Raw genomic sequence first — 25,728 nt, 5'->3', positions numbered from 1 at the left:
TTAAGATAACTTGTTCATCACCTATAAAAAACTATAAGGACCGTCCTATTGACTCTTTCGATTTAACTAAAATTATATATTTCTAATATTTAACCAAAATCAATATACTATAAATACTGCAGATCTTCTAATTCATTAAACAGATTAAGATAACCATCAAAAAGCAAAAAACTTCATCTCACAGCCATAGTCAATTCATTCTTTTACATCATGATATTAAGGATGAGTTTAACAATTAAAGGCATGATTATTACCGTATAAAGGGTGCGGCAAATTTGAATGGTTGCAATCTTGGGCATATCTCCGCCTAAATCACCAGCCAAGAGCGATATGTCTGTTGCACCTGCTGGTGAGGAGGCAAAGAGTGCCGACTGCACATCTAGCAGACCTGTCTTAGCTATCCACTTCCCAAAGAAAACATTGATGACTAAGTAACTTCCTAAAAGTAACAAAATAGGAATGATAAGGGTACGCATGTGAAGAAGGCTATCATGTGAAAAACTTGTTCCGATAAGCGATCCTGCAAACACTTGCGCAGCGAAGCGATAGTTTCTGGGTAATTGTTTGGTATTTCGAGCCATTTTCAAGGCTGACGATACAAGGACAGAACCAATTAAGGCTCCCACCGGTAAGCCTGACCAGAGACCAAACAGCCCGCCAAGCGTTGATACGACCAAAATCAAACCATCATTGTGCCAAAAACGTGGTTTCACTATCTCTCTTTCTTTTTTAATAGCGCCTATTTCCGGTGCACGCCTATTCAAAGAACCTGTCTTATCGCCAATTCGATTTGTCCAATAAGAAACCCATGCTGGCAAAATGAGCATAATGCCAACGAAGCGAGCCGTTTGAAGAGTAGCTACAACATCAGGCTCTGCACCCATGTCAATACTCATCAAGGACACGTCCATAATGCCACCGGGAAGACAACTCAAGAGGGCAGTTGCGGCATCAAATTTAAAAATCACCATCAAACTAAATCCCACTATAAGCATATTAAGCGTAAAGATAAACATGAGGGTAATAATCAATGGGCTAAGTTTAGGCAAGCGTTTAAGGTCACTTTTGGTAATATTTTGCCCAATATAAGCACCACTGACAATCTGTGCAAGAATTTTAAAGCTAGAAGAAAGTTCTATATCACCATATAGAATCGAAAAAATGGCTACTGAAAGCATACTGCCTAGCATAAAGGGTGCTGGAAAGCGCAGCATTTTCCCAAGAAAACCTCCTAATAAGCCAATAAAAAGAGTTATAAGCACAATCATTATACGATCTTCTTTCTAAATTGTTCCTCTTATTTTATCACCTTTCAGTTGTTGTGACTTCTATTTTTGCGTCGCCAATTGTCTTTCTATTGTTCTTTCCTTTTACACTGGAAAAGTTCCAGCATTTGAAGTGTTATAATGGAGAAAAATGATCTGAAAGGTTAGGAGAACAAATGGTCAATCATAAGATTTCTAGAGTTTTTCCCTTTGACATTGCCAATATGGCTAAGGTAGAAGACCTTTTGAGAAAAGAAAATATTCGTCTCGATCAAAACCTAGACTATACCTGCGCTATTTTTAATGACGATAATCACGTCATCGCAACAGGTTCTTATTTTGGTAACAGCCTGCGTTGTCTTTGTGTTTCCAGTGATTATCAAGGTGAAGGCTTACTCAACAGTATCGTAAGCCATCTGATTGCGGAAGAATATGCGATTGGCAATTTCCATCTTTTCGTCTATACCAAAACTTGCTCAAGCAAATTCCTCAAAGATTTAGGTTTCACTGAAATTGTCCGCATTGATGATAAGATTAGCTTTTTAGAAAATAAAAAAACAGGATTCCAAGATTATCTATCCTCTTTGGAGAGACCTACGGAACATTCTGATAAGATAGCCGCTCTTGTTATTAATGCTAATCCCTTTACACTCGGTCATCAATATCTGGTGGAAAAAGCTGCTGCAGAAAACGATATAGTCCATCTTTTTATGGTTAGCGAGGATAAGAGTCTTGTTCCTTCCTCAGTTCGTCAAAAGCTCATCATATCTGGATTGTCACATTTGAACAACATTATTTTCCACGAAACTGGGCCTTATCTGATTAGCCAAGCCACTTTTCCAAGTTATTTTCAAAAAGAAGAAAGTCAAGTGATTGAAAGCCAAGCCTTGTTAGATACCCAGATCTTTTTAAACATTGCTAAACAATTAGGCATTACGAAACGCTACGTTGGGGAAGAACCAAGTAGTCAAGTTACTGCTATCTACAATGACACCATGGCGCAGCAACTAAAACAACATCAGATTGAGCTTGTTGTTGTACCGCGAAAAATGACAAGTAATCAAGAGCAATTCATCAGTGCTTCAACGGCTCGCTTAGCCATCAAAGAAGACAATTGGCAACTACTAGAAACACTTGTTCCTAAAACAACGCTTGACTTTTTTCAATCCGACCAAGCCAAAGCAATTATTGATAAGATCAAAAAAGCAGATAATGTCGTGCATCACTAAAAAACAGCTTCATCATACCTCTTGCGGGGAAATCTCCTCCAAGGATGATGAAGCTGTTTGCTGTGTATACTATTACTTATCAAAATTCATAAAAAGAGGCATCATAATGTTATAACAAAATAACTCATTCCTTCCCAACTACAGTCGATTGTACACAGAGACTGGATCTCCCCTATTTTTGATTTTGAATTAGTATAAGAGTCTCATAAGACTGATTCTGATAAGAAGCGTCAAAACTTTGTCTTAGCAATGCTCGCCAACTGCCTGATATTATCTTCCAATAAGAAGCCGCTAATTCAGTCATCAAAGACATTCGGCTTTTCAACTGAAATGATGGAATCATAACTTTAGTAGCATTAAGCGCTAACCAAAGATGAAGCCGCTCTCTCGGTATGACTAAGAGTAGAAAATAGGTACTCTACCTATCGTTTGAATTTTTTTGAAAACATACACCCCTTCGATACGTATAAGGCTATGTGACGAAAGGATAGATCAAGTCTAAAAACAAACTCTTAAGCCTCGTGACCACAGCAAAAAAGCACAATGATTTCACTATTGATAACTCAAAGATTGAAATCATTGTGCTTCGGTCGTTAAAAACCAGTAATTGTTTGGAAATTCGTCTATTATAAGAAAAGATTAAGACGCGATTTCTTCAAGTGTCTGAATGTTAACCCGAACAGTGCTACCATCTGATTTGGTCAACTGAACCACTGAATTACCAGGATATGCGAAGTTTTCCATGCTGACGCCATATTTAAGCGCAATTTTTAGAAGTTTATCCTCGAAAGTGTCAGGATCCATCCCGTACTGTTGCGCATTTTGACGTAGAGCCAAGTCAAATTCATCTAGATCTTCACTATCGTCTTCTGCTTCCGCGTTAGCATCAGTTTCAGAACTTGATTGGTCAGTCGTTTCTTGCTCGTTGGTCTTAGTTTCAGTTTCAGTTGTTGTAACATCGTTTTCACTTGTATCTGTTTTACCGTGATCGCTATCGTCTCCCCAACCATCTTCTTTTGGAAGCTCATCCCTATGTTGCATATAGTATTTTATCGTTGAAAAGAGATCAGACAAGCTGTAACCTTCTGGAGCTTCCCAACCATTTCCACCGTCAAACCAATGCAATGGCACATTGTGATAATGATCAAGGTGTGGAACAATCAGGTATTTATTCTCGTAACCAACAGCATAGGCCATATGAGCCCTAATTTGATCTAATGGCACAATTTTTTTAGGAGTTGCTTCTTCAAAGAGTTCATGTGCCAGTTTTTGGACTTCTTTCTTACTTTCTTGTTTATCTGACTTCTTAGGCGTTTCTTTTTTATCAGCTTTATCAGCATCCTTGGCAATTTGGGCGTCATTCCCCCATTCTTTCACTTTTGGACGCTTTTCAGGGTGCATCATGTAGTATTTAGCCGTTGCCAGGTAATCTTCAAGGCTATAAGTCTTATCGAAATCTTTTAGAATATCCGGATCTTCATCGAACCAATCTAACTTGACATAATGATAATGATTTTTATGAGGAATAACAAAGGTCCCATCACGATATTGTGTTGCTTGAGCGATTCCATAAATCAAATCATCTGGATCAACAATCGCTTTAGGTTCAATGGCTTCATAAATATCTTTTGCTTTTCTACCCTTACTTACTTCTTCTGAAGCGCCTGACTCTTCTTTAGAAGCAAGGAAGTCTTCTGCAGCTTTTAATTCTTCTTTAGAAAGATCTTTTTTAGGAACCCAATGCTCATGTGTCATATGAGGAATCACATAACCACTACCAGCATCTTCCTTAATGTCTTTAGCATCAAAAATGTAACCATCAGAAGTTGTGTATTTTCCTGCTGCTTTGGCTGCTGCTATTTCTTCTGGACTGTAAACAATCTGGCTATTTGGTTTGCCCTTACGTTCCTCTTTAGGTGTAACATGATGGCCTTCCTCTTCGGCTGAAACGATTGGCTTAGTAGGTTTGGTGCTATCTGTTTTTGATGGATTCGGTTTCGAACTTTGAGAAGTTGTATCATCTTTCTTAGCACTTGTTGATGGTGCTGTGTCCTCTTTCTTAGCACTTGTCGATGGTACTGTGTCTTCTTTCTTAGCACTTGTCGATGGTGCTGTGTCTTCTTTCTTAGGACTCGTTGATGGTGCTGTGTCCTCTTTCTTAGGACTCGTTGATGGTCTTGTGTCCTCTTTCTTAGCACTCGTTGATGGTCTTGTGTCTTCTTTCTTAGGACTCGTTGATGGTCTTGTGTCCTCTTTCTTAGGACTCGTTGATGGTCTTGTGTCCTCTTTCTTAGCACTTGTTGATGGTGCTATGTCTTCTTTCTTAGGGCTTGTTGGTCGTGAACTAGTTTTAGGATCCTCTTTTTTATCAGTTAATCCTTCAATGGTGATCCCATGATAGATAGCAACTTGCTTCGTCGTTTCTAGTTCCAAAGGAGACATGTCTTTATAATGGATAAAGTGAAAATGGTTGCCATGTGGAACAGAAACGCCTGTCTTAGTAAAACTTGTAATCTTAGCTGGATCATAAACCAACCCATCACTTTCCACATGTCTTTCAGATAATGACTGGGCATAGAGACGTTTTAAAATCTTGTCCAAGACTGATTCTTTCACTGCTGAATCTGGCTTTTCAGACGTTGTAATGTTTGGTTTTGAAACAGTCGTCCCAGCATTTGGCTTAGCAATCTGGGAAGTATTTGGCTTGGCTGATGCCGAAGGGGCAACCGCCTGGTGATCGCTATGATAACTTGGAGCTTTCTGCTTAGCCTTGTGAGCAGGTGCTGCGGCTGAAATAGTTGTTTTGGAACTATGATTGCTATTTGATTTTCCTGATTTCTTATTCCAGTAAGACTGCGCTGCAGATAATTCGCCTGCTGATAAGTCTGCTTTAGGAATATAGTGGAAATGATTCCCATGAGGCACAATAAAGGCATCGCCAGTATCTTCTACGACATCTGTCGGACTGAAAATGTAGCCATCATCAGTCGTATAACGACCATCCTTCTTCGCTGCTTTGATCGCTTTTGCCTTCTCAGGAGATCCAGCATTTGAGGATGAATGACGACCTTGCTTGCCCTGTTGTTTAGCTTCTAAAGTCCCTTTTTCGACTTGTTGGGCAATTTGTTCCTTGGTACGAAGATTGGTTCGCTTGCTACCTTCTTTAAGATAGAGGTAATACTTTCCATTTACTTTAATGATGTAGCCGTCTTTAACTTCATTGACAACGTCTGATTCACTAAAAACATAATTAGGATCTTTCATCATCAACTCTTCGCTAATTAAAGCATTATAAGGAACTTTACCATTGTAGTAATGATAATGGTCACCATGTGAGGTAACATAGCCTTTATCCGTGATTTTTACTACGATTTGTTCAGCTGTGATGCCTTCTTCATTACTGATCTGTTCTGGGGACTTGTCACCTTTGTGTTTAGCTATCTTGTTCTTGTTTGCTTTAGAGTCATTAACATAAGCAACCTGATTATCGTGTTTTTGCTCAGCTTGATACCGCCCTAGTTGATAACTAGATACACTTGCCAATAAAGCAATGGCCGCAGCAGCAGTCAGCACTTGTTTCTGTTTCATATTAACCTCCTGTTTATTTCAATTCTTGATAAAGAATGTCTAAATTTGCCTTAACATTATCAAGGTAAGTACGATTATTTTTAGGATCAGCTTCCAGGGGACTAAGCATTTTTAGCTTAGCACCAGTTGATTTTGCAACTGTCTGGGCAATCTTAGGAGATACATTTGATTCAACAAAAATCGTCTTAACCTTATAAGTATTGATAAAATCTCTTGTTTCCTTCAATTGCCGTGCTGTTGGTTCTTGTTCAGGGCTAATCCCAGCAATTCCTAACTGAGTTAATCCAAAACGCTTAGCCACATACGAAAAGGCTGTGTGTTGCGTCACAAAGGTACGCGATGAAACGCTTTTAAACTTTTTCTTGTAGTCTTTATAAATCTTGTTAGCCTCCTTACGAAAGCGGCTAGCATTTTTTTGATAAATGGCTTTGTGCTCAGGATCAACTTGACTTAATTTAGCGGCAATAACATCTGCCTCGTCAGCAGCAAGTAAAGGATCTGACCATGTATGAGGGTCAGACAGAGTTGCAGGATCGATCCCCTTGTCTACTTTAAGATCTTCTAAACCAGCCACTCTTTGCAATTTTAAGGTTTTACCAGCTTCTAGCACTTTCACATCAGAGTGATGACTATTGGCATCTAAATCACCAGCCCAACTCTCTAGAGTATGAGAATGGTAAACAAATAAATCAGCTTGATAGATAGCCGCAACATCATTTGGTGATGGTTCAAAACTGTGAATGCCTGCACTTGAACGAATCATTCGAACATCATTCAAGTCTCCCGAGACATATTTTGTCATGGCATAGATGGGATAAAAACTGGTTACAATACGTACCCCTTTATCATGACTTTGCTTCTTAGAGTGACACCCAAAAAGACAAACTAAAGATAGGCAACAGATGATAAGCAACCCGAGACCTAAAGGCTTTTTCTTCAATATAAAACTCCTTTCCAAAAAATCAGTAACTGCTATTATATTTAACCAGTTAACTATAAACTTAACTAGTTAATTATATGGTTTAAAAAAAGGTTTGTCAATCTTTTTTTTTAAATCTTGATAGCCTCTTTTTTGCTGACCGATGAATATCTCTGTAACAAAGACAGATTTTTCAGTATCAAAAAAGCCATATGACTTAATCAAACCATTCATAAGTCATATGGAACCCTCTATAGTCTTTTGAATTAACTTTGATACATCTTCACTTTAGACTTGCCGTAAACGAGTACTGTCTGCGTCTTTCTGTTCCTTGTCTGAAAGCTAATTCATTTGACTATACTCTGACACTTCAGAAAATCAAAAAAGCAAGAGAATTCATTCCCTTGCTTTTTGGTATCTTTTAGAACAGTTGTTCTAAAGTCAACTATCAGTTTTTCTAATCACAATTTTAGAGAGTCTAATTCTCCACTATATTGTGAATGAAATACTAATTATTTTTGATCTTTTTTACGTTTAGCAACGAGACCTGCTCCGAGAAGAAGTCCGATACCTGCTAAAAGACCATTGTTGGTTTCTTCACCAGTGTTTGGAAGTGTCTTAGCTGACTCTGATGCTGAATCAGATTGACTCGCTGAGGCACTTGCGCTCACGCTCATTGAAGCACTCAAACTGCTTGAAGTACTCATTGACATTGATGTACTTGTCGAAGTTGATAGACTCATACTCATTGAGCTTGATACACTTGTTGACATTGAAGCACTTGCTGATTGGCTAGCACTCATTGAGCTTGACGCTGATACAGACACACTGTTCAATCCTGAGATTGAGGCTGATGTTGAATCTGACAATGAAGCTGAATCTGAGGCAACGGTTGACAATGACGCACTCAAGCTTGTTGAAGCTGAATCTGAAAGTGACGCATTCATTGAACGTGACATTGAGTCTGACGCTGACACTGAAGCTGACTCTTTATCACGAGCTGAATCACTCATTGATACTGAAGAACTTACTGAGCTTGATAATGAATCACGCGTTGAAGCACTTAGTGACAAGCTGTCGCTATCAACGTTTGAGTTGTTTGATAATGACAATGAAGCTGAAAGTGATTCTGACGCTGACATTGACGCACTTGCTGATTGGCTGTCACGGACTGAATCTGACATTGATTCTGACGCTGCAACTGACAATGACTTAGAATCTGAAGCGCTTGTTGATGCTGACTTAGACTCTGAAGCTGAGGTACTTAAGCTATCACGTGCTGACGTTGATGCTGATGTTGACTCGCTCAAGCGGTTTGATTCAGATACTGAAGCACTTGCAGATGCTGAGTTGAACTCTGACAATGATTGTGACAATGACTCTGAACTTGAAGCATCTAGTTGTGATTCTGAAACAAGAGCTGATAGGCTTGCTGAGAAGCTATCTGAGGCTGAAACAGAATTTGAAACGGAATCTGAAACCACTTTTGAAACAGATACTGAATCACTTGCACTCATACTATCTGAAACAGTTGAGTTTGACGTTGATACTGAATCTGACAATGAGGCAGAGATTGATTCTGACAAATCAGTTGACTTGCGGATTGATGCTGAATTGGCAGCACTTGTTGATTCAGAAGCTGAGATTGACATTGAGCGTGAATCTGATTCAGAAGCTGAAGCTGATTGTGAAGCAGCAGCTGATACTGATTGGCTAGCACTCATTGAGCTTGACGCTGATACAGACACACTGTTCAATCCTGAGATTGAAGCTGATGTTGAATCTGACAATAAAGCTGACTCTGAGACAACGGTTGACAATGACGCACTCAAGCTTGTTGATGCTGATGCTGAAAGTGACGCGTTCATTGAACGTGAGTCTGATTCTGATGTTGAGACAGAAGCTGACTCTTTATCACGTGTTGAGGCACTCATTGATGCTGAGTCTTTTACTGCATTTGAGAGTGAATCACGTGTTGAGGCACTTACTGACAAGCTGTCACTATCAACGTTTGAGTTGTTTGATAATGACGTTGATGCTGATTCAGAAGCTAGCTTAGAAGCTGAAGCACTTGCTGATTGGCTGTCACGGACTGAATCTGACATTGATTCTGACGCTGCAACTGACAATGACTTAGAATCTGAAGCGCTTGTTGATGCTGACTTAGACTCTGAAGCTGAGGTACTTAAGCTATCACGTGCTGACGTTGATGCTGATGTTGACTCGCTCAAGCGGTTTGATTCAGATACTGAAGCACTTGCAGATGCTGAGTTGAACTCTGACAATGATTGTGACAATGACTCTGAACTTGAAGCATCTAGTTGTGATTCTGAAACAAGAGCTGATAGGCTTGTTGAGAAGCTATCTGAGGTTGAAACAGAATTTGAAACGGAATCAGAAACCACTTTTGAAACAGATACTGAATCACTTGCACTCATGCTATCTGAAACAGTTGAGTTTGACGTTGATACTGAATCTGATAACGACGCAGAGATTGATTCTGACAAATCAGTTGACTTGCGGATTGATGCTGAATCTGCAGCACTTGTTGATTCAGAAGCTGAGATTGACATTGACTCATTGTCTGATTGAGAAGCTGAAGCTGACAAGGAATCATCAGTACTATCTACAGTCTTAGGTCCTACCACAAATTTTGACTCAACCGTCTCAGTTGAACCGTCTTTATAAGTCACTTTAACTGGCACAGTAATGTTTTTATCAGCTTGATCATCCGTTGGCGTGAAGGTGACTACACCAGTCTTAGGATCTACTTTCGCACCGTCTGGGGCATCTTCTCCTAGTTCAAATTTGGTATCGGCCGGTACTTCTACTCGCGAATCATTTCCATCTTTGAAAATTGGTGTCGAACTTACTTCTGTTCCTGGCGTTGCATCTGTAGATGGATATTCAGGAGTGAATTGGTCTGCTTGTGTCTTACCTTTTTCTGTAACCGTCACTGGTACATCTACTATTTCCGTTGATTTATCAGGATATGTAATTTCTACTTTACCCGTGTATTTCCCAGGTTTGTTTGTATCGATTGACCCTTCTGGTGTCACATCTTTTATTCCCACACTGATATCTACTGGATTTCCAGATTTATCTGTAATAGAGTCAAGATTGTCGGTTAAGTCTACTGTTCCACCTTGTTCAACTACCTCAGGAGTTACTTTTGGTTCAAACTCGTCAGCTTGCGTTTTACCTTCTTCTGTTTTCTCACCAACCTTAAATGACGCTGTTACTTCATCTGTAGTCTGATCTGGATATGTTACTACAACTGGTACTGAAACTGTTGTGTTTGTATCTCCATCAGCTGGTGTGTATGTCACAACCCCTGTATCTGGATCAACTTTAGCTCCTGCCGGGGCATCCTTACCTAACTCATATTTTGTGCCTGATGGCGCTTCAGTTGGAGTGCCTTTTTCATCTTTGAAGCTTGGTTTTTCTGATGCTACTTCTGTTCCTGGTGTTGCATCTGTAGATGGGTATTCAGGAGTGAATTGGTCTGCTTGTTTCTTACCTTTTTCAGTTACGGTGAATTTCGCATTAACGGTATCTGTTGTACCATCAGCATAGGTCACAACTACAGGTACAGTGATTTCTTTACCGGCATCTCCATCATTTGTGCTATATTCAATTTCACCTGTTTTCGGATTTACGGTTACATCATCTTTAGGGAAATCCTCCCCTACTTCACCAATATCAAATGGATTTTCTACTAATGGAACTTTTGTGATATCAATTGTTTTACCATCTTTGCCGGTAAATGTTGGCGATACGGTTGCTGTTTTACCTGCTTCTACTGTGGTATCCTTATAGGCTGGTTCATTGATAACGTTATCGGCGATCGTGTTTTCATCAACAACTGCTGTGAATGAATCTAAAGCAAGCGCACTATATAAATCATCTGTTTTTTGGTTTGGTAAAAATACTGCTGATGTATACGTTGCATTCTTATCTAAGTTTTCTGGAACTTTAAAAGGTACTGAAGAAAGCGTGCCATCTACATTAGATGTTTTTGTAACTGCTTCACCAACTGGCTGACCATCTTTGAACCATTGAACTTGATAGTCACGTGATGGTAGCAATCCACCAGTTCTTGTTTCTGCTGTATCACCAGGAACGGCAAAGTTCCTCTCAGAATCATATACCAATACATCATGAATTGGTTGCGGTGCTAATGCGATGAAGTTTTGATCATATCCGTTATTCCCTAGTAACATTTTCGTATCGAAAAGATCAATTCCTGTGTGTGCGCTTGTAAACATATTGCTTTGATAGTTATTGCTCCAAATTGCATAATCATCAATAAGCGCACTTACATACATGTAATCAGAGTTAATATGACTGTGTACTTTAGGGATGAGCCCACCATTCCATTGTGCTAATGAACTATGATTAACATCTGCTTCTTCAACTAATTTACCATATTGTTCATCTGAAGTTTTAGAACCTTGCTTTTGTGCACTCTGACCATATAAACCTTTAAATGGAATATAATAGTCACCTTTTGAATCTACGGTACCAACAACTGTTTCTGCAATGTGAGAACCGACACCATGTTTAGCTTGGTATTCTTTGACAATTTGTTCTTGTGCTGCTTTGAAATCTTCTGTGGTGTAGCCTTTATGATCTTTTTTCCATGCATCGAATTGACGTGCGATATCATCATTTACGTACGAAGCAACAACTTTAACACCTGTTGCACTAATATCCCATGAATCTTTTTTCCATGCACGGGAGTCTGAACCAGCTGGGTCGTTTGTTTCATACCAAACCTTACCTGAAACCTTGCCGTAATTACCTTCATTTGGCCAAATACCATCTGAATGAGGTGCTGTTGTCCATTGGTCTTTAGGTTTCATCAACCAGTCGTTTTGACGTGGAATCTCCTGAACAAGTACTTGACCATTTACGATACGGTTAATGCCTGCTGTGAAGTCCCATGATTCATTTGTACGGTTTGTACGAGTATGGAAACCATATTTTTGGTCACCGTGTTTAATCACGTTGTATTTTGATGGGTCTGGATTTTCTACCCAAGTTCTTACTGCGAACTTAGCATCACCTGCTGTTCGGAATTGATGTTCTTGACCAGTTTGATCAATTAATTTTTGTTTAAGATTAAAGTAGTAAGAACCATCTGGATTTGTCGTAGTGTAATAAACTGGAGATACAAATCCTTTACCATCTACCCATTGTAAGTAAACTTTTGTATTTGGTAGTGGCTCAGCATCTTTAGCGTTAAAGTTATTGATGTTTCCGCCTCTGTAAATCCAAGCTTTACCTTCATAACCTTGTGTTTGACCTTTTTCACCTGGTGAATAAATCGCACCTTCTTGTGACGCTTGTTGTAAATCACTGTCAAAAGCACGAGTACCCGTTTTGATTGTAGCATCGTTAGAAACATCTGCTGATCCATCTACAGCTGTTCCTTGAGTGCTATCATCAACAGATCTCACTCCAACACGTCCAGCATAAGGTGTTGCCGCTGCTTCAAGGCCGTCTTTAGCAACAGAATCAGTGTCTGCCAAGGCTTTGGCAGCTTCAGGTGTTTCAGCATTTGGTTCTAGCAAAGCGCTAGGGCTAGGGATCACGTTAGTGACTACTTTTTCTTCTGAATCTGGTGTTGAGTCTTCCTCAGTAGCTAACAGATTTTCAGTTGCCGGTTCTGTCTTTGGTTCAATTTCTGCTACGGGTTCTTCTTGTCCTGCTAGTTTTGATGCACTCTCAGGTGTTTTTGAAGCTGATGAATCTGCTTTGTCAGCTGATGATGAGTCGGCAGTTGATGCCTCTGATGCTGATGCTGCAGCTTCTTCTGACGCTGATACAGATAGTGACGTTGATTCTGATGCTACGCTTTCTGACTGGCTAATCGAGAGACTCTCTTTGAGACTTTCAGACAGTGAAAGGGATGCTTCTTCAGTCGACTCAGATGCTGACGCATCAACCCCTGCCTCATCTTCTGCCACTGCGTTTCCTTCGACAACAACAACTTCCTCAAGAGTAGACTCAGATGCTTCACCTGATTCTGTTGTTTGCGTTTCTTCCGCTGCTTGAACAACGGTATCAGCTACCATCGTGCCCCCACCGATTGCTCCTGCGGCCAGCAAGGCTTTAAGGGCTGTCATATTAGACGTTTGAATAGAATCAATATCCTTGATACGAACCGTTTGACTTGCTCCCTTGCCTGCCACACGTAAAAGACTTAGTTGTGACATTACTGTCTTAACCCAGCTCTTACCGGACTTGTGCATTTTGACACGACTTTTGCGATTGACTTCGTCGAATTCTTTATTAAATTGTTTGCGACGCATGTAATCCTCCTAAGTATAATAATTTAAGAACTCTCCTCTTAAAAATGTCAGAATTCCCTAAGCAATACTATAACAAAAATCTGACAATTTTACTACAAGTATTGCCCTTTTTTTATCTAAAAAACCTATTTTTAACAATTTCATCTCTCTTTTGTCTCAGAAATCACAAAACCATGACGGATAATTCCTATCTGTCATGGTTTTGTTTTATATTATCCCTGATTCTAATGAATAAAAAATTCTTGCTTTTTAATTAAAAAAGTATTGAATTAAGGAAACGATACTAGCAATCAACCCCCCCAAGATGGTCAGGATGATGATGAGCTGAAAGTCAAATTTTTTAGGGGCTTTATCCTCTTTCGGTGGCTGATAACGTTCTTCAGATAATCGTTTGGAGATACTTTCTTGCAATGGATTTTTTTTTGTCATCTCTACCTACCCAATAAATGTTTGATAATTGGATTTGCTTTCAACATTTGCCCCCTCATGCTGAAGTCTTAATACTGCTGCCATTGCTGGTTCTTGAGTTGTGATTTTCTCTAATCTAGCATTCATCTTGTCAGGATCATCGGCGGAAAAAGTATTTTCTTGAGCAATATAATGGTTATTATGACAAGTATTATCGAAAGCCAAGATCGCCATACGGTTTTCAAAAGCCGTTCGGATGGCAGAGAGGATTTCGTTGCCATGGTTAATATCAAGGTAAATATCACACTGTTCAAACAACTTCGTCACATTACCTTGTGAGATGTTAGGGTATAGGCTAACATTTGGATAGCGTCCTAAGTCCATCAGCTTACTTGACATTTCCGTAATGGCTCCAATATGGAAGTGAAGCGTTTGTTGCTGACGAATGAGTTGCTCAGCATTCTCCAACTGATCAGAGTTTGTTAAGATTAGAGCCTCCTTACGATGGTTGTTTTGCCTTCTAAATGGATAAAGAAAGCCTAGGAAATGGGTTTTCTCTTTTTGTTCCTTCGTCATGAGGTCTTGCATTTTTTCATAAGCTGCATAATTTTGAGCAATCACTGTCGTTTGACGCGCGTAATCGCCACGCAAGGCAACTGTCATATTCCCCGGAAGTTGATCAGCTAGGCTTTCCTGCCAGAACAGGACATCATCGCCAGGTTCATTGAGACGATAAGCTACTAGAAAAGGAGTTGCCAAGGAGTTGTAGAAAATACGATCTAGATTAAACTGGGCTGTTTTTAAATAGAAAATGACAAACTCTGAACGGTTCTTAAAGATATAAACTTGCCCTTTAAAGTTCAAAATGATATCGCCAGTGTTATGGTTTTCAGTTAGGACTTCCTGCCCTTTTTGGTTGAAATAAGAGGTTAGTGTCGCTTGCCCATCGATATTATAGTTGGTTTGGGCAAAACGACTGCCGTATTTATTGTAACGATCTGTTAAACGATGACGCCCCTGTTCATCCAACCAATCCACCGATTTCACCTGACGAAGGTGTTTGGGGTTGGCATAGTTAATGATAGCCCGTTTTTTCTCGTAATCTAAGATCTCACCTTGCGTGTTATTGCCAGCTATCTCCCAATAGTCTGGAACCGGAACTTCGTTGAAGTAAAGTGGGCGTCCACTACCTTCAGAGAATCCTGTGAAATACAAGAAAGGCGAGGTCACATCCTCTGGTAGAAAGCCATCATCTGTAATGGCAATCGTTGGGTTGTTATAACCTGATACAATGAGGGAATAGTGCAAATCCCAGCTATTTTGGTCGTAAGTTTCAAATAGATTAATCATCGTCTTGCCTCCTCAATCAGTACTCGCCATTTTTCTTCCACTTCAGTTGTGAGATAATCTTTGGCCAAGTCATATGAAACCTCATGAGCCGTTTCGAGCATACCCGATTTAAAGAGGTTCACAATCTTATCCACAAACTCACTCACAATCCAAGCTTCATCATCAGTTTCAGATCTTGGAATGAGGTAGCCATTTTCTCCATTTTTTATAAAGGTTTTATTTCCATAGCGAACATCAAAGCCAATGAGCGGCAAACCAGACCCTACCGCCTCAAGCAAGGTCAAGCCAAAGCCCTCACTTTTAGACCCTGATAAGTAGACTTGATAGTTTTTATAAATAGCTGTCATGTCTTGGTGACCTTTTAGTTGAATATAATTTTGTGCCTTGTTTTCTTCAATGATTTGACGAAGCTTAGCGTCCTGACCACCGGCACCATAGATATCAAAGGTTAATTCAGGAAGGACTTTTTTCGCTTCAATGACGGCTTTAACCAGCCAATCCACGTGTTTTTCGGTAGCTAGACGTGAGGCAGTTAACATGCTATAAGCTTTTCGCTCTTTGTCAGGGTAGCGAAGTTGGTCTAAACTACCAACCGGAATCGTCACAATCTTTGGATCATGTTTGGTGAATTGTCTAAACTGCTCACCAAGTAGGCGCTTCTGAGCATCCGTAGCTGTGATAAAAACATCGACCTTATCAGCATTGGTAAACTGGTATTCGTAGTAATTATTCCATAAAATAGTGTCATTGGTCACTGCATTTTCACTGAAATGCTCCGCATGGACGACAACGGCTAAACGAGCAGGTTTAACGTATTTAAAGACGGCTTGTCCTGTTCCAGTTGAACGATCAAGAATGACAAAGTCTTTATCGCTAAGTGATAGGCTCTTCATAAACTCAGCGACCAGTTCTTCTTTGGAATAACAGATAAAGTCCTGATGACGATAGACCACATGGTCACCATCGATGATTTCCTCAAAGGCAACCGATCCATCTTCATTAAAGAAACGACGCTGGTAGAGATAAGCCCTACCATCACGTGGTGTGTAATACTCGGTAAAGCTTCGAGTATAGCTGAAAAAGTCCTTTCGGATCAAGCTGCCTCGAGACACATACTCTACCCGATGGACGATATCTTCGTTTTCATTTTTCAAATAAGCTGTCAAAAAGACATCCTGATCTGGATAAAAATACTTGACGACCTTTTGATTTTTTTCAATCCGCTCGAGATTTCCGTGAAAATCAGCTTTAAGATCAGCTAAAGTGTAGGTAGTCGGTGCTATTTTTTGATCAGTAAAGTGTGTGTATAACCAGATGACTTGCTCGTCTTTAAAGCCAATGTTGCGGGTCAAATCACAAATATTATCCTGTGAGATAAAATCCATGAAAATAAATTTTGCATCAATGCCTAACTGATTAAAGACCGTTGAGCGATAGGCTTGAGCGTATTCGACACCTGAGCTGGCCCAGCCAATCCCTAGATTAATATTATAGACTGTCATTTTTTCTCCCTTTTTAGACGAAATGAATCTCCAATTTGTTTTTCTTGTTATAAGAAACGTCACTTAGCATTAGGTACTGCAAGGCTAAGTTTCTAATATCCTTTTTCATGCGTTGGTAGGATTGGATCGCTTCGCTATGATACTCATAGACTGGATTACGTTGTGCTGATTGCCGTCCTTGAACAACGATGCGTAGTTGCTGCAAGTAGTCCACTTCTTCAATCCATGATTCATCAATAGCTTTTAAAACTGCTGTCTGACGGAAGGTCTCAAAATCTTTGGTAATGAGACTTTCTTTTCGTTCTTGCTCTTTTGTGATCAGTTCCCATAAGTAGGCTTTGACCGCTTCTTTATCTGTCGCGTCAAAATCATCGGGAAAGTCTGTAAACTCATAAGAGAGGTGATCGAAAATATAGCGTTCAACCATAAAAGGCGTTAACTCATCCTGACTATCAATGAAGTCTGTCAGAGCGTCTTCGATGATTTGTTGAACATCAAAGCCTTCGCTGCTACCGTTTAACACACGATTACGTTCTTGATAGATAAAATTACGTTGAATTTTAACACTTTCATCGTACTGAACAATCGTTGTCCTAGACTCTTTCCCTGAACTCTCACTAGCTGCTTGAGCCTTGGTAATGGCTGCTTTAAAACGCCTTTGCCGTAATTCTTTAGGACGATACTCATCAATGCTATCTCGATGTTTCTTGAAGTACTGTTCAATCCAAGAAGCCCCATACTGCGTTAGTAATTCATCTTCAAGAGAGACATAAAACTCGCTGAAACCTGGATCGCCTTGTCTACCCGAACGCCCACGCATCTGCAAATCCATACGCTCATTAAGCATGCGCTCTGTTCCAATAACCGCTAAGCCCCCTAATTCTCGAACACCTTCTGCTAATTTAATGTCCGTACCACGTCCTGCCATATTGGTGGCAACGGTAACCGCATGAAGTCTTCCTGCTTCAGCAATCATCTGCGCTTCCTTCGCAGCGTTATAGGCATTAAGTAAGCTATGAGGAATCCCTTCCATCAACAATATCTCAGAAAAGAGTTCTGACATTCGAACTGATCCTGACACGACCAGAATCGGTTGTCCTGTCCGATGGATCCGTTTGATTTCCTGTACGCAGGCATTAACCTTCTCGGGTAAGGTGGTGAAGATTTTATCTGGTAAATCTTTTCGCTGAACAGGCTTATTGGTCGGTATGCGGATGACTTCCATGTTGTAAATCTCGATGAATTCTTCTTCCGCTGGTTTACCAGTTCCGGTCATGCCGGCGATCTTTCGAAAAAGAAGAAAGAGATTTTGATAGGTGATTGACGCCATCGCACGCATTTCAGGTGATAGTTTAACCATTTCTTTAGCCTCAATAGCTTGATGTTGTCCTCCCTGGAGTTTGGTGGACTCAAGGATACGGCCGTTGGTTTGATCGAGCAACTGGACCTTGCCATTTTCCACGACATATTCTTTTCCTAAGGTAAATAAGGTGTGGGCCTTTAGAGCAAGATTGACATGGCGAACTAACTCAAAGTGTGTGACGTCATAAATATCATGCAGAGCGAAGAAACTTTCGGCAGCATCCATGCCTTCTTGTTTTAACCAGACCTCTTTTTGCTCTAGATTTACATAGTAATCGTCACCTTCAACTAAAGTTGACACAAACTGATTACTAATGTCATAAAGGTTAGACTGAACCCTCGGTGCCCCTGAGATAACGAGGGGGGTCTGTGCGGAGTCAAGTAAGACCGAGTCTGCCTCGTCAACGATAACATAGTTTAACTCACGCATGTATTTTTTGGATTTATTAGGAGCTAGATTATCGATAAGATAATCAAACCCTAATACCGAATTAGTGGTATAGATAATGTCTGAGGCATAGATTCTCTTTTTCTCAGGAATTTCTATTTTTTTCTCGTCTTCACGAACACCAATACCAACCGTTAACCCAAGGAAAGTATAGACAGGACGCATTTCTTCAGCATCTCGACATGCCAGGTAGGCATTTGTAGTGACCAAGATGGCACCGTCCCCTGTCAAACCATTCAAGTAGAGAGGCATGGTGGCCGTCAAGGTCTTGCCTTCTCCTGTTTTCATTTCGGCAAGATTTCCTTGATGAAGAACAATCGCCCCCATGACTTGCACATCGTAAGGGAATTTCCCAAGAACTCTCTTGTCCGCTTCACGCACTACTGCATAGGCTTCAGGTAGCAAACTGTCCAAACTTTCACCCTTTTTCAGGCGTTTTCGAAATTCTACTGTCTTATGCTTCAACTCACTATCCGATAGCGAGCCCATCTCATCTGCTAGTCCATTAATCTCATCAACCAGCTTTTGAATCCTCTTCAAGCGATAAAAATCTAAGGTGAAATAATCTTTGATATTACTCATACTCTCTTTTTATGTTATAAATGGCAAACTAGCCAGCCTGTCCATTTGGTTATATCTATTTTTAACAATCCCTAAATCATGGCTTCCACTCTCTGATACTCTGTCATATATGATTAGTGAGGTGGAGTAACGGTATCTCTCAAATAATTCTTCAATGGGGGAGGCGAGCTTACGACCGTCTTTTTGAAAATGCTCAATATAGGTTTCTTTATCCCCTAAATCAGAAGTGATAAAAGCCTCACAATCATCCATACGCTCCATCATCTGAAGCACCGCAAGATTCCCCTTTGGACCATAGCCAATCAACCGCAAGCGGTCGTACTGCAGCCCATAAAGGGTATCTGTCAATCGCTTGACAAAATCCTCTTCTAAATAAAAATCTTTTGCATCCCTTGCATCTGAAACAAGATAAACATTACCTATTTGCTCCATAATGGACAGGTCATTTGAAGTGATGGGGTGTGTTGGATTCTCTACAAAAATGACTGATAAGGGTTTGTTACCATCTTTATAAAAGATATCATCTTTGACAAAGGTTAGTTGCTCCGATGGGATTGGCTCATCGGATAACAACATAAAGTCAAACACCATGGAAGAACATCCAGCGTTGATCAGACTGATATCATAGGCATAGGCACCCTCAGGATAGACAAAGGAGGACTTACCATTTTTTAAGGTGATGGTCCCCAAAGAACGATCAAAGCGATCGTAAAAGGTGATTTGCAACATGTAAGTCTGCTCTGGTTGACAGTCTATCTTTGCCGATAAAAAGTAGGTTTGTCCTTGCCTTAACAGGGGCAAACTTGGTTCTATACGATTGGCCTGAAAGTTCGTTCGCGATTTCCAGCAATTAATCACCTGTCCCGAAGGCATTAAATGATTTTTAAAGCTAACGCTTGTTCCTTGAAATAGTAATTCAGAACCGTAAAGGTAGCTACGACCTGCGTCGTAATCCCAAGTGATTGTATATATCATTTCAACTCCCTATCAAAATCACGATTCAATATCTTATGATACTGTGACACAAACCAGCCAACAACTGCCGTACTATTATCATTATGTCGACCAATCCAGCCTTTACCATATATTTTTAGTTTTTTATCACGTGAGTGTTCGATAATATCATCGAAGGCCTTATCGTCATAGTCATCGTCTTTCATATAGGCAAGAGCAAGCTGGGTCTGACTAAAGTCTGCTTTTAAAAATTTGTCCCAAAAACGATTGTTTAGGCCTTCGATTGCTTTGTTATCCTGAGCACCTGACATAGCTTGTAACAAATCTAAAGACGTACCGAAACCATTCGGTCGACTCAACCGTTCTTTGTAGGCCATATTTCCCAAGTTGACCAAAGGTTTTCCAACCACAATAGCATGCGGGGAAAGCTCAGAGCCATAATATAAAGCACCAAAAGTTCCCATTGACAAACCAGACAAGACTAAGTCTTTAGAGGTAAATCCAAGGAAATCCAAGGTCTCTTTTATTTTTGAAACAAGGCCATTTTCATAGCTCTCGCTTCCTAGGTAGAAGGCCCCTCCTTCATTTCTGGGATCGCAAATCAGAAGAAAGGGGGCTCCAAAGCGTTTCATCATGTAAAAACCTTCAAATCCTTCAGCTGTACGATACCCTGAAAAATAAACATTAAGAGGAGGCTTCAAGTCACCAGGATTAAAGTAGGTCATAAACTCTTGGCCATTTGCGTCAGAAAATCGCTCACCTCCTGGGATATACTCTCCTAGGCCTTTTCTGGCAAACCGATAATGGAGTGGACCTAGTTTTAAAGTTCCTTCACCTTTGGCAAAAATCGATACAAATAAGTTCCCATCCACAGAAGCCTCTAAGGTCAGAGGTTCCTTCAATAGATCGCCTTCAAAACACCAATTTTCTGCTATTTCTGAGATAGAGCCCGAAGGAATCAACTGTACTCTCAGTTGTAAATCAACAGTCGAATCATGGATTATCTCCTGCCATAAATCCAGATATTTTCCCGATTCAAAGGGAATATTATAGCGATAATAGGCAACCTGCTCAAAGTCATCGCCAAAATCATCATCCAAAACGGTATATCGATTGCCTTCAAAACTGATGGGTTTGAGGAGCGTTTTTGACATCATCAACTCTTTAATCCCCATCTTAGCGCCATATTGTTTACTAAACAAGCCTTTTGACAACTTATCAAAAAGAGCGACTTTATCAGTCATGTCTAATGGTCTAGCTAATTTATAACGAAACAAAGAAGTTAATGATTCAGGAATGTTAAGCTCACTTGGATAGTAAAGTGTGTGCGGCTCAATCCATTTCTCTAAGGCTAAGAAGTCGTCACCGATCGTGCTATCAGTATATAAAACGGCTTGAAAACGAATCAATGGATGCGTTTCAAGATTTTCCTTTTGTAACCGTTTGTTTTCCTCTTTTTTTGCTAATTCAGTAGCGATGAAGTCTTCAATCTCGTCTGGTTTAAGGTGAACCCACTCTAGCCTTTCTGGTATCTGATAACTATCCTGCCAATTGTCATAGGAAACCTGTAAAATAGTTATCTTATCATCAGTCATTGTTAATATCCACCACACTTTCCATTACTTTTTGAGCCAAATTACCACTTGTGTACTCACCAATTTTTTGAACCGAATGGACTAAGGATTGATTCCAATGACTAAGACCCTCTAAAAAGTAAGCTAACGCTTTTGGAATCTCAGCAATACTAGTGATATGGTAACCATTTTTTTGATGTTCCACAAACTCTGTCTCCACGCGATTAACTTGTGGAATACCTGCACTGATCCCCGCAATCTGCGTATAAAGATCTGGGGTCTCGCTCATATCCAAAATCAATCGTGCTGAGTCTAAAACGTCAATAATATCAAGTTCCGTTACTAAGAAATGAAGTTGAACGCGGGCAGGATCCTCATCCTCCTCATCATCAATCTCATAACTTTCATCCACTTCTGCCATCAACTTTAGGTAATCCTCTTCACGACTACCCAGCAATTGTTCAACATAGGCCATGAGTTCAGCTTTTTTCGACAGGTCTTGTTCATAAGACACAATAGCTAAGATGACATCGTCATTAACAGACATCAACTCAAAAATATACTCCAAACTCTGAGTCAAGTCATCACGTGTCATCCCATCAACTTGGAAATAAACAATTAACTCACGTAGCCGTTGGCTTTTACCAAGCGACAGCCTTGTGTCAAAGAGACTAAGATGAAGCACCTTAGGATGAACACGTTCTTTCAATAGTGATTCTGTTGATGCTTGATCCACTAAAATCAGATCACTCTGATTGATAAAGTCAGTAGACATGAGTTCAATTGGGTAACGCTCTTGGAAAAAGGACACAACCAGATCTTTCACACCACGGCAGGCCTCTACTATTTGGTTATGATGTTCTGACAAGGCGACAAGAAGAACATCGCCCACCTGATCGTGATCTAAAAAGTATCTGTAAGCCACTTCTGCCACCAATTCAGCCATCGAGCCATACTGTTCTTGCCAAAAACGTTGCTCATCATAAACCATGATTTGGACATGCCTATCCTCTGCTGTCAAGTATTCACGAAATTGGATGTCACCTCTTTGGTTTAAGTAATCTTGATAATAAGCTTGCCCATCTTGAAAGCATAAAATACTAGAAAGAAAGCCTCGGTCATCAAAAACATAACGCTTCTCTAGAATGGATTCTTCATAATAATCAATCCAAATAAGCTGTCCATCATTACCAAACTCCACTTTAGCTATTAAGCTTTGATTGACATAAGCCAAGACCATGAATGGGGTATAGACAAATGACGTTCCCTTAGGCCAATCGAAATCTCTAAAATTCAATCCCCTTGTCGCAACATCCTCAATATCTTGAAGATAATCAAACAAAGACCAGTAAGGCGTTTCATAAAGATCATACTCATGCAGAAAATACCTTAGATTTGGGGCATAATTAAAAATAGTGAGCTGTGTTTCTGCTTCTGTCGCTTTAAACATCCGAAGATGATTGATCGTATCATTAAAGGAAAGCCCTTGTTTTTTACGATACCAAGGCTGTGTTGTGTCGTAGAAAGGGCGGACAGAATCATACCAAGCTGGGATAAAATAATACATATAGCCTTCCTTTACTCAAATAGTGTTTGATACTGCTTGCTAAGTCGACTGATTTTGACTTCGTCTATCAGGTTAAGCAAAATCCCTGCAATCATCATAGCGATCCCAGTCAACATAGCCATCCGCTGAAAACTAGGATCACTTAAAGCATAAATCAAAGGAAGACTCGCCACAATAGCCATCACACAGCCACTAAATATCCCTAGACGCCCAACTATTTTTGATAGATACGTTTTTGTAGCAGAACCCGGTCTTAACGATGCGATGTAATCTCCAGACTTCCGCATGTTTTCAGCTGTTTTTACAGTATCGAAATTCATATAAGCAAAACTTAAGGTTAGGACAAAGATAATCAACATGTAGAGTAAAACACCTGATGCACTTGTAATGGCAAAGAAAGAGGTGGCTTTTTTCCAAGCTGGGTTATCAGGATACAGATAGGTTAAAAGTAAAATCAAATATTGGGGTAACATTAACAATGAAAAACCATACATTACAGGCATTCCTCCAGCCGTATTGACTTTTATTGGCATGTAAGTATCCTCTGACAGGCTATTGTTAATGCCAACACGTTTAACTGGAATACGATATTCTGCTTTTTCAAACAGCACCATCAAAAATACCGCCAATAAGCTCCAGAGAACAAGACCAGCTATTAGAAGGAATTCTCGGTTTTCTATAAAAGTAATCCCTTCTTTCATCAGACTTTCCTGTGAGAGCAAGATATTAACCATAACCAAGATAGATGGTCCACCAATACCTTTTTCCGAAATACGATTTCCGATCCAAACCAAGACAAAAGCACCAGCAATCAATATGAGACTCGTCATAAATACTAACTCTAACTTTGGTATCGTATTCACTTGATAATCCAAACTAATCGCTATGCCAAGTGCCTGAATGATCGCAATCACTAGCATGATAATATTGTGCCTACGATCCTGTACTTTTTTGGAAACCGATTGGTCATTTTTCTTTCCTAAATTAAAAACACGGCTTAAAATCATGGCATACATCCATGGTCCCAAACCAAGTGAAAATAGGCTAATTTGGGATAAATTACCACCCGTAACAGCTGCTCCAAATCCTAGTGAAGACTCCTGTGAAAACAAGTAGGTATCAAGGGCAACGTTTGGAATAGGGACATTTCTCCCAACCAGAAAAATCAAGAGAAAGCAATAAGTCACCAGAACTTTCCTTGTAAAATGATGTTGTATTAAAAATCGTGTCAAAACACTCTATCTCCATCTCTCAAAAGCTTACTTTAGTTTACTTGAAAGTATATCATTTATTGACCTACCTTGCAATTAAGCTTGCTGGAGTAGTCACGCCAAACGCATGAAAAATTGCACCTATCCTAATTTTTGATAAGTGCAATTTTTTTAATAATTTCATAACTTTTTTGAAAGAACTATTAAATTTTCTGTCGTTAGTGGTTTAATTATACATAATTTTTTCTAAATGCTAACACTTCCAAGTGTTGATCGTATCTTTATGGATACTATATCGGTCACTAAGCTATGTGATGGACTGCTCGTGATTCAATATAGTCTTTTGAATTAACTTTGATACTTCGTCACTTTCGACTTGCCTTACGCGAGTACTGTCTGCATCTCAATTCCTTGTCTGAAAGCTAATTCATTTGACTATAATAACTGACACCTAATAAAAATCAGAAATAGCGACATCGTAATGTTATGATAAAACAACTCATTCCTTTCCAACTAAAATTGATTGCACATAGAGACTAGATCTCCGCTATTTTTGATTCTGAATGAGTATGGACAATATCGACTTTCTCTTCAACTGATTTTCAACTTCTTTTGGACATTTGAAAACTCCCCTTATAGTGTCTAGTGAATTTTTGTTTTTTCACTGTCTACTATATGGGGAGTATATCGAGAAATACCTAACTTTGAGGTGCTTTTTCAGCTTCGACGGAACCTATCCATCATTTTTCATTTTGATTCAGTAACTTTGTCAAAGCCTAATTTGTAACATAGTCAGTCATCACTCTTCACGATCTTTTTTACGTTTTTTAGACGCAAACAAGGCGGCTAAGGCAATGGTCAAACCACCATACATGGTAGCTAATGGGTTATTTCTTTCGCCTGTTCTTGGAAGACTCTCGTCACTCTTCGTTTGAGATGGTACTGATGTCTTAACTGATTGAGGTGACATCGTCCGTTTGGCGGGTTTTGTTACCATTGGGACAACTTTGTGACCTGTCTTAGCGGAGTTGCCGTTTTCTGAATCATCAACTTTTGGATCCAATTCAGGTTTCTCGATTTCTTTACTATCAGCCTTACCGTTGCTATTAGCATCGTTGACGGTAACTTCTGCAGTCATCACTTGGTCAAGGCGGGCTTTAAGACCCTCTTTAGCAGCACCTCCTGGTAGCTCGTTGACTAGATCTGTTGCTGTGGCTTTCTTAGCCGTTGTATCTTTGTTTAAGTCATCGACTTCTGCTTTCTCGGCTGGATTCACAACACCATCTTTTTCGGCTTCCGCTTTTTTAGCTTTACCGGCTTGAGCTGCTTCTTCTGCTTTTGCTACTGCGTCTTGCGCATCTTGCAAGGCTTTAGCTTCTGCTGCATCTGTTTTTCCGTCTCCGTCTGTATCTACTTCTGGGACTTCTAATGGATGTACTGCGTCTACTCGAT

Annotated in this window: 14 protein-coding genes; 1 reads left to right on the top strand and 13 read right to left on the bottom strand. The window is 39.9% G+C overall.

Annotation, left to right across the window (positions count from 1 at the left end; all coding sequences use genetic code 11):
* Positions 1–203: 203 nt before the first annotated feature.
* On the bottom strand, positions 204–1,271 hold the full coding sequence (locus tag ABP870_RS04185) for an AbrB family transcriptional regulator (RefSeq protein WP_350014281.1): 1,068 nt from the start codon (positions 1,269–1,271) through the stop codon (positions 204–206).
* Positions 1,272–1,441: 170 nt separating this feature from the next.
* Here ABP870_RS04185 and citC point away from each other — a divergent pair, with 170 nt between their 5' ends.
* Entirely contained in the window at positions 1,442–2,494 is a 1,053-nt protein-coding gene (gene citC / locus ABP870_RS04180) for a [citrate (pro-3S)-lyase] ligase (protein WP_350014228.1), read from the top strand.
* A gap of 639 nt (positions 2,495–3,133) precedes the next feature.
* Here citC and ABP870_RS04175 read toward each other — a convergent pair.
* The 12 genes from ABP870_RS04175 to ABP870_RS04120 all read right to left on the bottom strand — a co-directional run.
* A complete protein-coding gene (locus tag ABP870_RS04175) occupies positions 3,134–6,082 on the bottom strand; it encodes a pneumococcal-type histidine triad protein (protein ID WP_350014227.1) in 2,949 nt (982 codons plus the stop codon).
* Positions 6,083–6,095: 13 nt separating this feature from the next.
* A complete protein-coding gene (locus ABP870_RS04170) occupies positions 6,096–7,022 on the bottom strand; it encodes a metal ABC transporter solute-binding protein, Zn/Mn family (RefSeq protein WP_405054637.1) in 927 nt (308 codons plus the stop codon).
* 491 nt (positions 7,023–7,513) lie between these two features.
* Positions 7,514–13,318, bottom strand: a complete 5,805-nt coding sequence (locus ABP870_RS04165; protein ID WP_350014226.1) for a Rib/alpha-like domain-containing protein — start codon at positions 13,316–13,318, stop codon at positions 7,514–7,516.
* A gap of 249 nt (positions 13,319–13,567) precedes the next feature.
* Positions 13,568–13,747 (bottom strand): hypothetical protein, encoded by a 180-nt coding sequence (locus ABP870_RS04160; protein ID WP_350014225.1) that lies wholly within the window; start codon positions 13,745–13,747, stop codon positions 13,568–13,570.
* Positions 13,748–13,753: 6 nt separating this feature from the next.
* Complete coding sequence (gene gtfB, locus ABP870_RS04155; protein WP_350014224.1) at positions 13,754–15,076, bottom strand: accessory Sec system glycosylation chaperone GtfB; 1,323 nt, start codon at positions 15,074–15,076, stop codon at positions 13,754–13,756.
* Positions 15,073–16,578: an accessory Sec system glycosyltransferase GtfA gene (gene gtfA / locus ABP870_RS04150; RefSeq protein ID WP_350014223.1), complete on the bottom strand. Its 1,506-nt coding sequence runs from the start codon at positions 16,576–16,578 to the stop codon at positions 15,073–15,075. The genes gtfB and gtfA overlap by 4 nt, the downstream gene beginning before the upstream one ends.
* Before the next feature lie 13 nt (positions 16,579–16,591).
* Entirely contained in the window at positions 16,592–18,970 is a 2,379-nt protein-coding gene (secA2, locus tag ABP870_RS04145; RefSeq protein WP_350014222.1) for an accessory Sec system translocase SecA2, read from the bottom strand.
* Between the two features lie 9 nt (positions 18,971–18,979).
* Positions 18,980–19,945, bottom strand: a complete 966-nt coding sequence (asp3, locus tag ABP870_RS04140) for an accessory Sec system protein Asp3 (RefSeq protein ID WP_350014221.1) — start codon at positions 19,943–19,945, stop codon at positions 18,980–18,982.
* Entirely contained in the window at positions 19,942–21,519 is a 1,578-nt protein-coding gene (asp2, locus tag ABP870_RS04135) for an accessory Sec system protein Asp2 (protein ID WP_350014220.1), read from the bottom strand. The genes asp3 and asp2 overlap by 4 nt, the downstream gene beginning before the upstream one ends.
* Positions 21,512–23,065 (bottom strand): accessory Sec system protein Asp1, encoded by a 1,554-nt coding sequence (gene asp1 / locus ABP870_RS04130; RefSeq protein WP_350014219.1) that lies wholly within the window; start codon positions 23,063–23,065, stop codon positions 21,512–21,514. The genes asp2 and asp1 overlap by 8 nt, the downstream gene beginning before the upstream one ends.
* Before the next feature lie 11 nt (positions 23,066–23,076).
* Entirely contained in the window at positions 23,077–24,297 is a 1,221-nt protein-coding gene (secY2, locus tag ABP870_RS04125; RefSeq protein WP_350014218.1) for an accessory Sec system protein translocase subunit SecY2, read from the bottom strand.
* A gap of 778 nt (positions 24,298–25,075) precedes the next feature.
* Positions 25,076–25,728: LPXTG cell wall anchor domain-containing protein (locus tag ABP870_RS04120; protein ID WP_350014217.1), on the bottom strand; the 653-nt coding region annotated here is incomplete at its 5' end.

Source organism: Streptococcus jiangjianxini, from assembly GCF_040225085.1.
GTDB lineage: Bacteria > Bacillota > Bacilli > Lactobacillales > Streptococcaceae > Streptococcus > Streptococcus jiangjianxini.
The sequence above is the reverse complement of the archived record's forward strand: the minus strand, read 5'-3'. Positions and strand labels throughout refer to the sequence as shown.

Excerpts from the sequence above, each read along its gene's own strand:
- gtfB (WP_350014224.1), bottom strand. The coding sequence starts at position 15,076 with ATGATTAATCTATTTGAAACTTACGACCAAAATAGCTGGGATTTGCAC.
- citC (WP_350014228.1), top strand. The coding sequence starts at position 1,442 with ATGGTCAATCATAAGATTTCTAGAGTTTTTCCCTTTGACATTGCCAAT.
- asp1 (WP_350014219.1), bottom strand. The coding sequence starts at position 23,065 with ATGTATTATTTTATCCCAGCTTGGTATGATTCTGTCCGCCCTTTCTAC.
- ABP870_RS04165 (WP_350014226.1), bottom strand. The coding sequence starts at position 13,318 with ATGCGTCGCAAACAATTTAATAAAGAATTCGACGAAGTCAATCGCAAA.
- secA2 (WP_350014222.1), bottom strand. The coding sequence starts at position 18,970 with ATGAGTAATATCAAAGATTATTTCACCTTAGATTTTTATCGCTTGAAG.
- asp3 (WP_350014221.1), bottom strand. The coding sequence starts at position 19,945 with ATGATATATACAATCACTTGGGATTACGACGCAGGTCGTAGCTACCTT.
- gtfA (WP_350014223.1), bottom strand. The coding sequence starts at position 16,578 with ATGACAGTCTATAATATTAATCTAGGGATTGGCTGGGCCAGCTCAGGT.
- ABP870_RS04160 (WP_350014225.1), bottom strand. The coding sequence starts at position 13,747 with ATGACAAAAAAAAATCCATTGCAAGAAAGTATCTCCAAACGATTATCT.
- ABP870_RS04175 (WP_350014227.1), bottom strand. The coding sequence starts at position 6,082 with ATGAAACAGAAACAAGTGCTGACTGCTGCTGCGGCCATTGCTTTATTG.
- asp2 (WP_350014220.1), bottom strand. The coding sequence starts at position 21,519 with ATGACTGATGATAAGATAACTATTTTACAGGTTTCCTATGACAATTGG.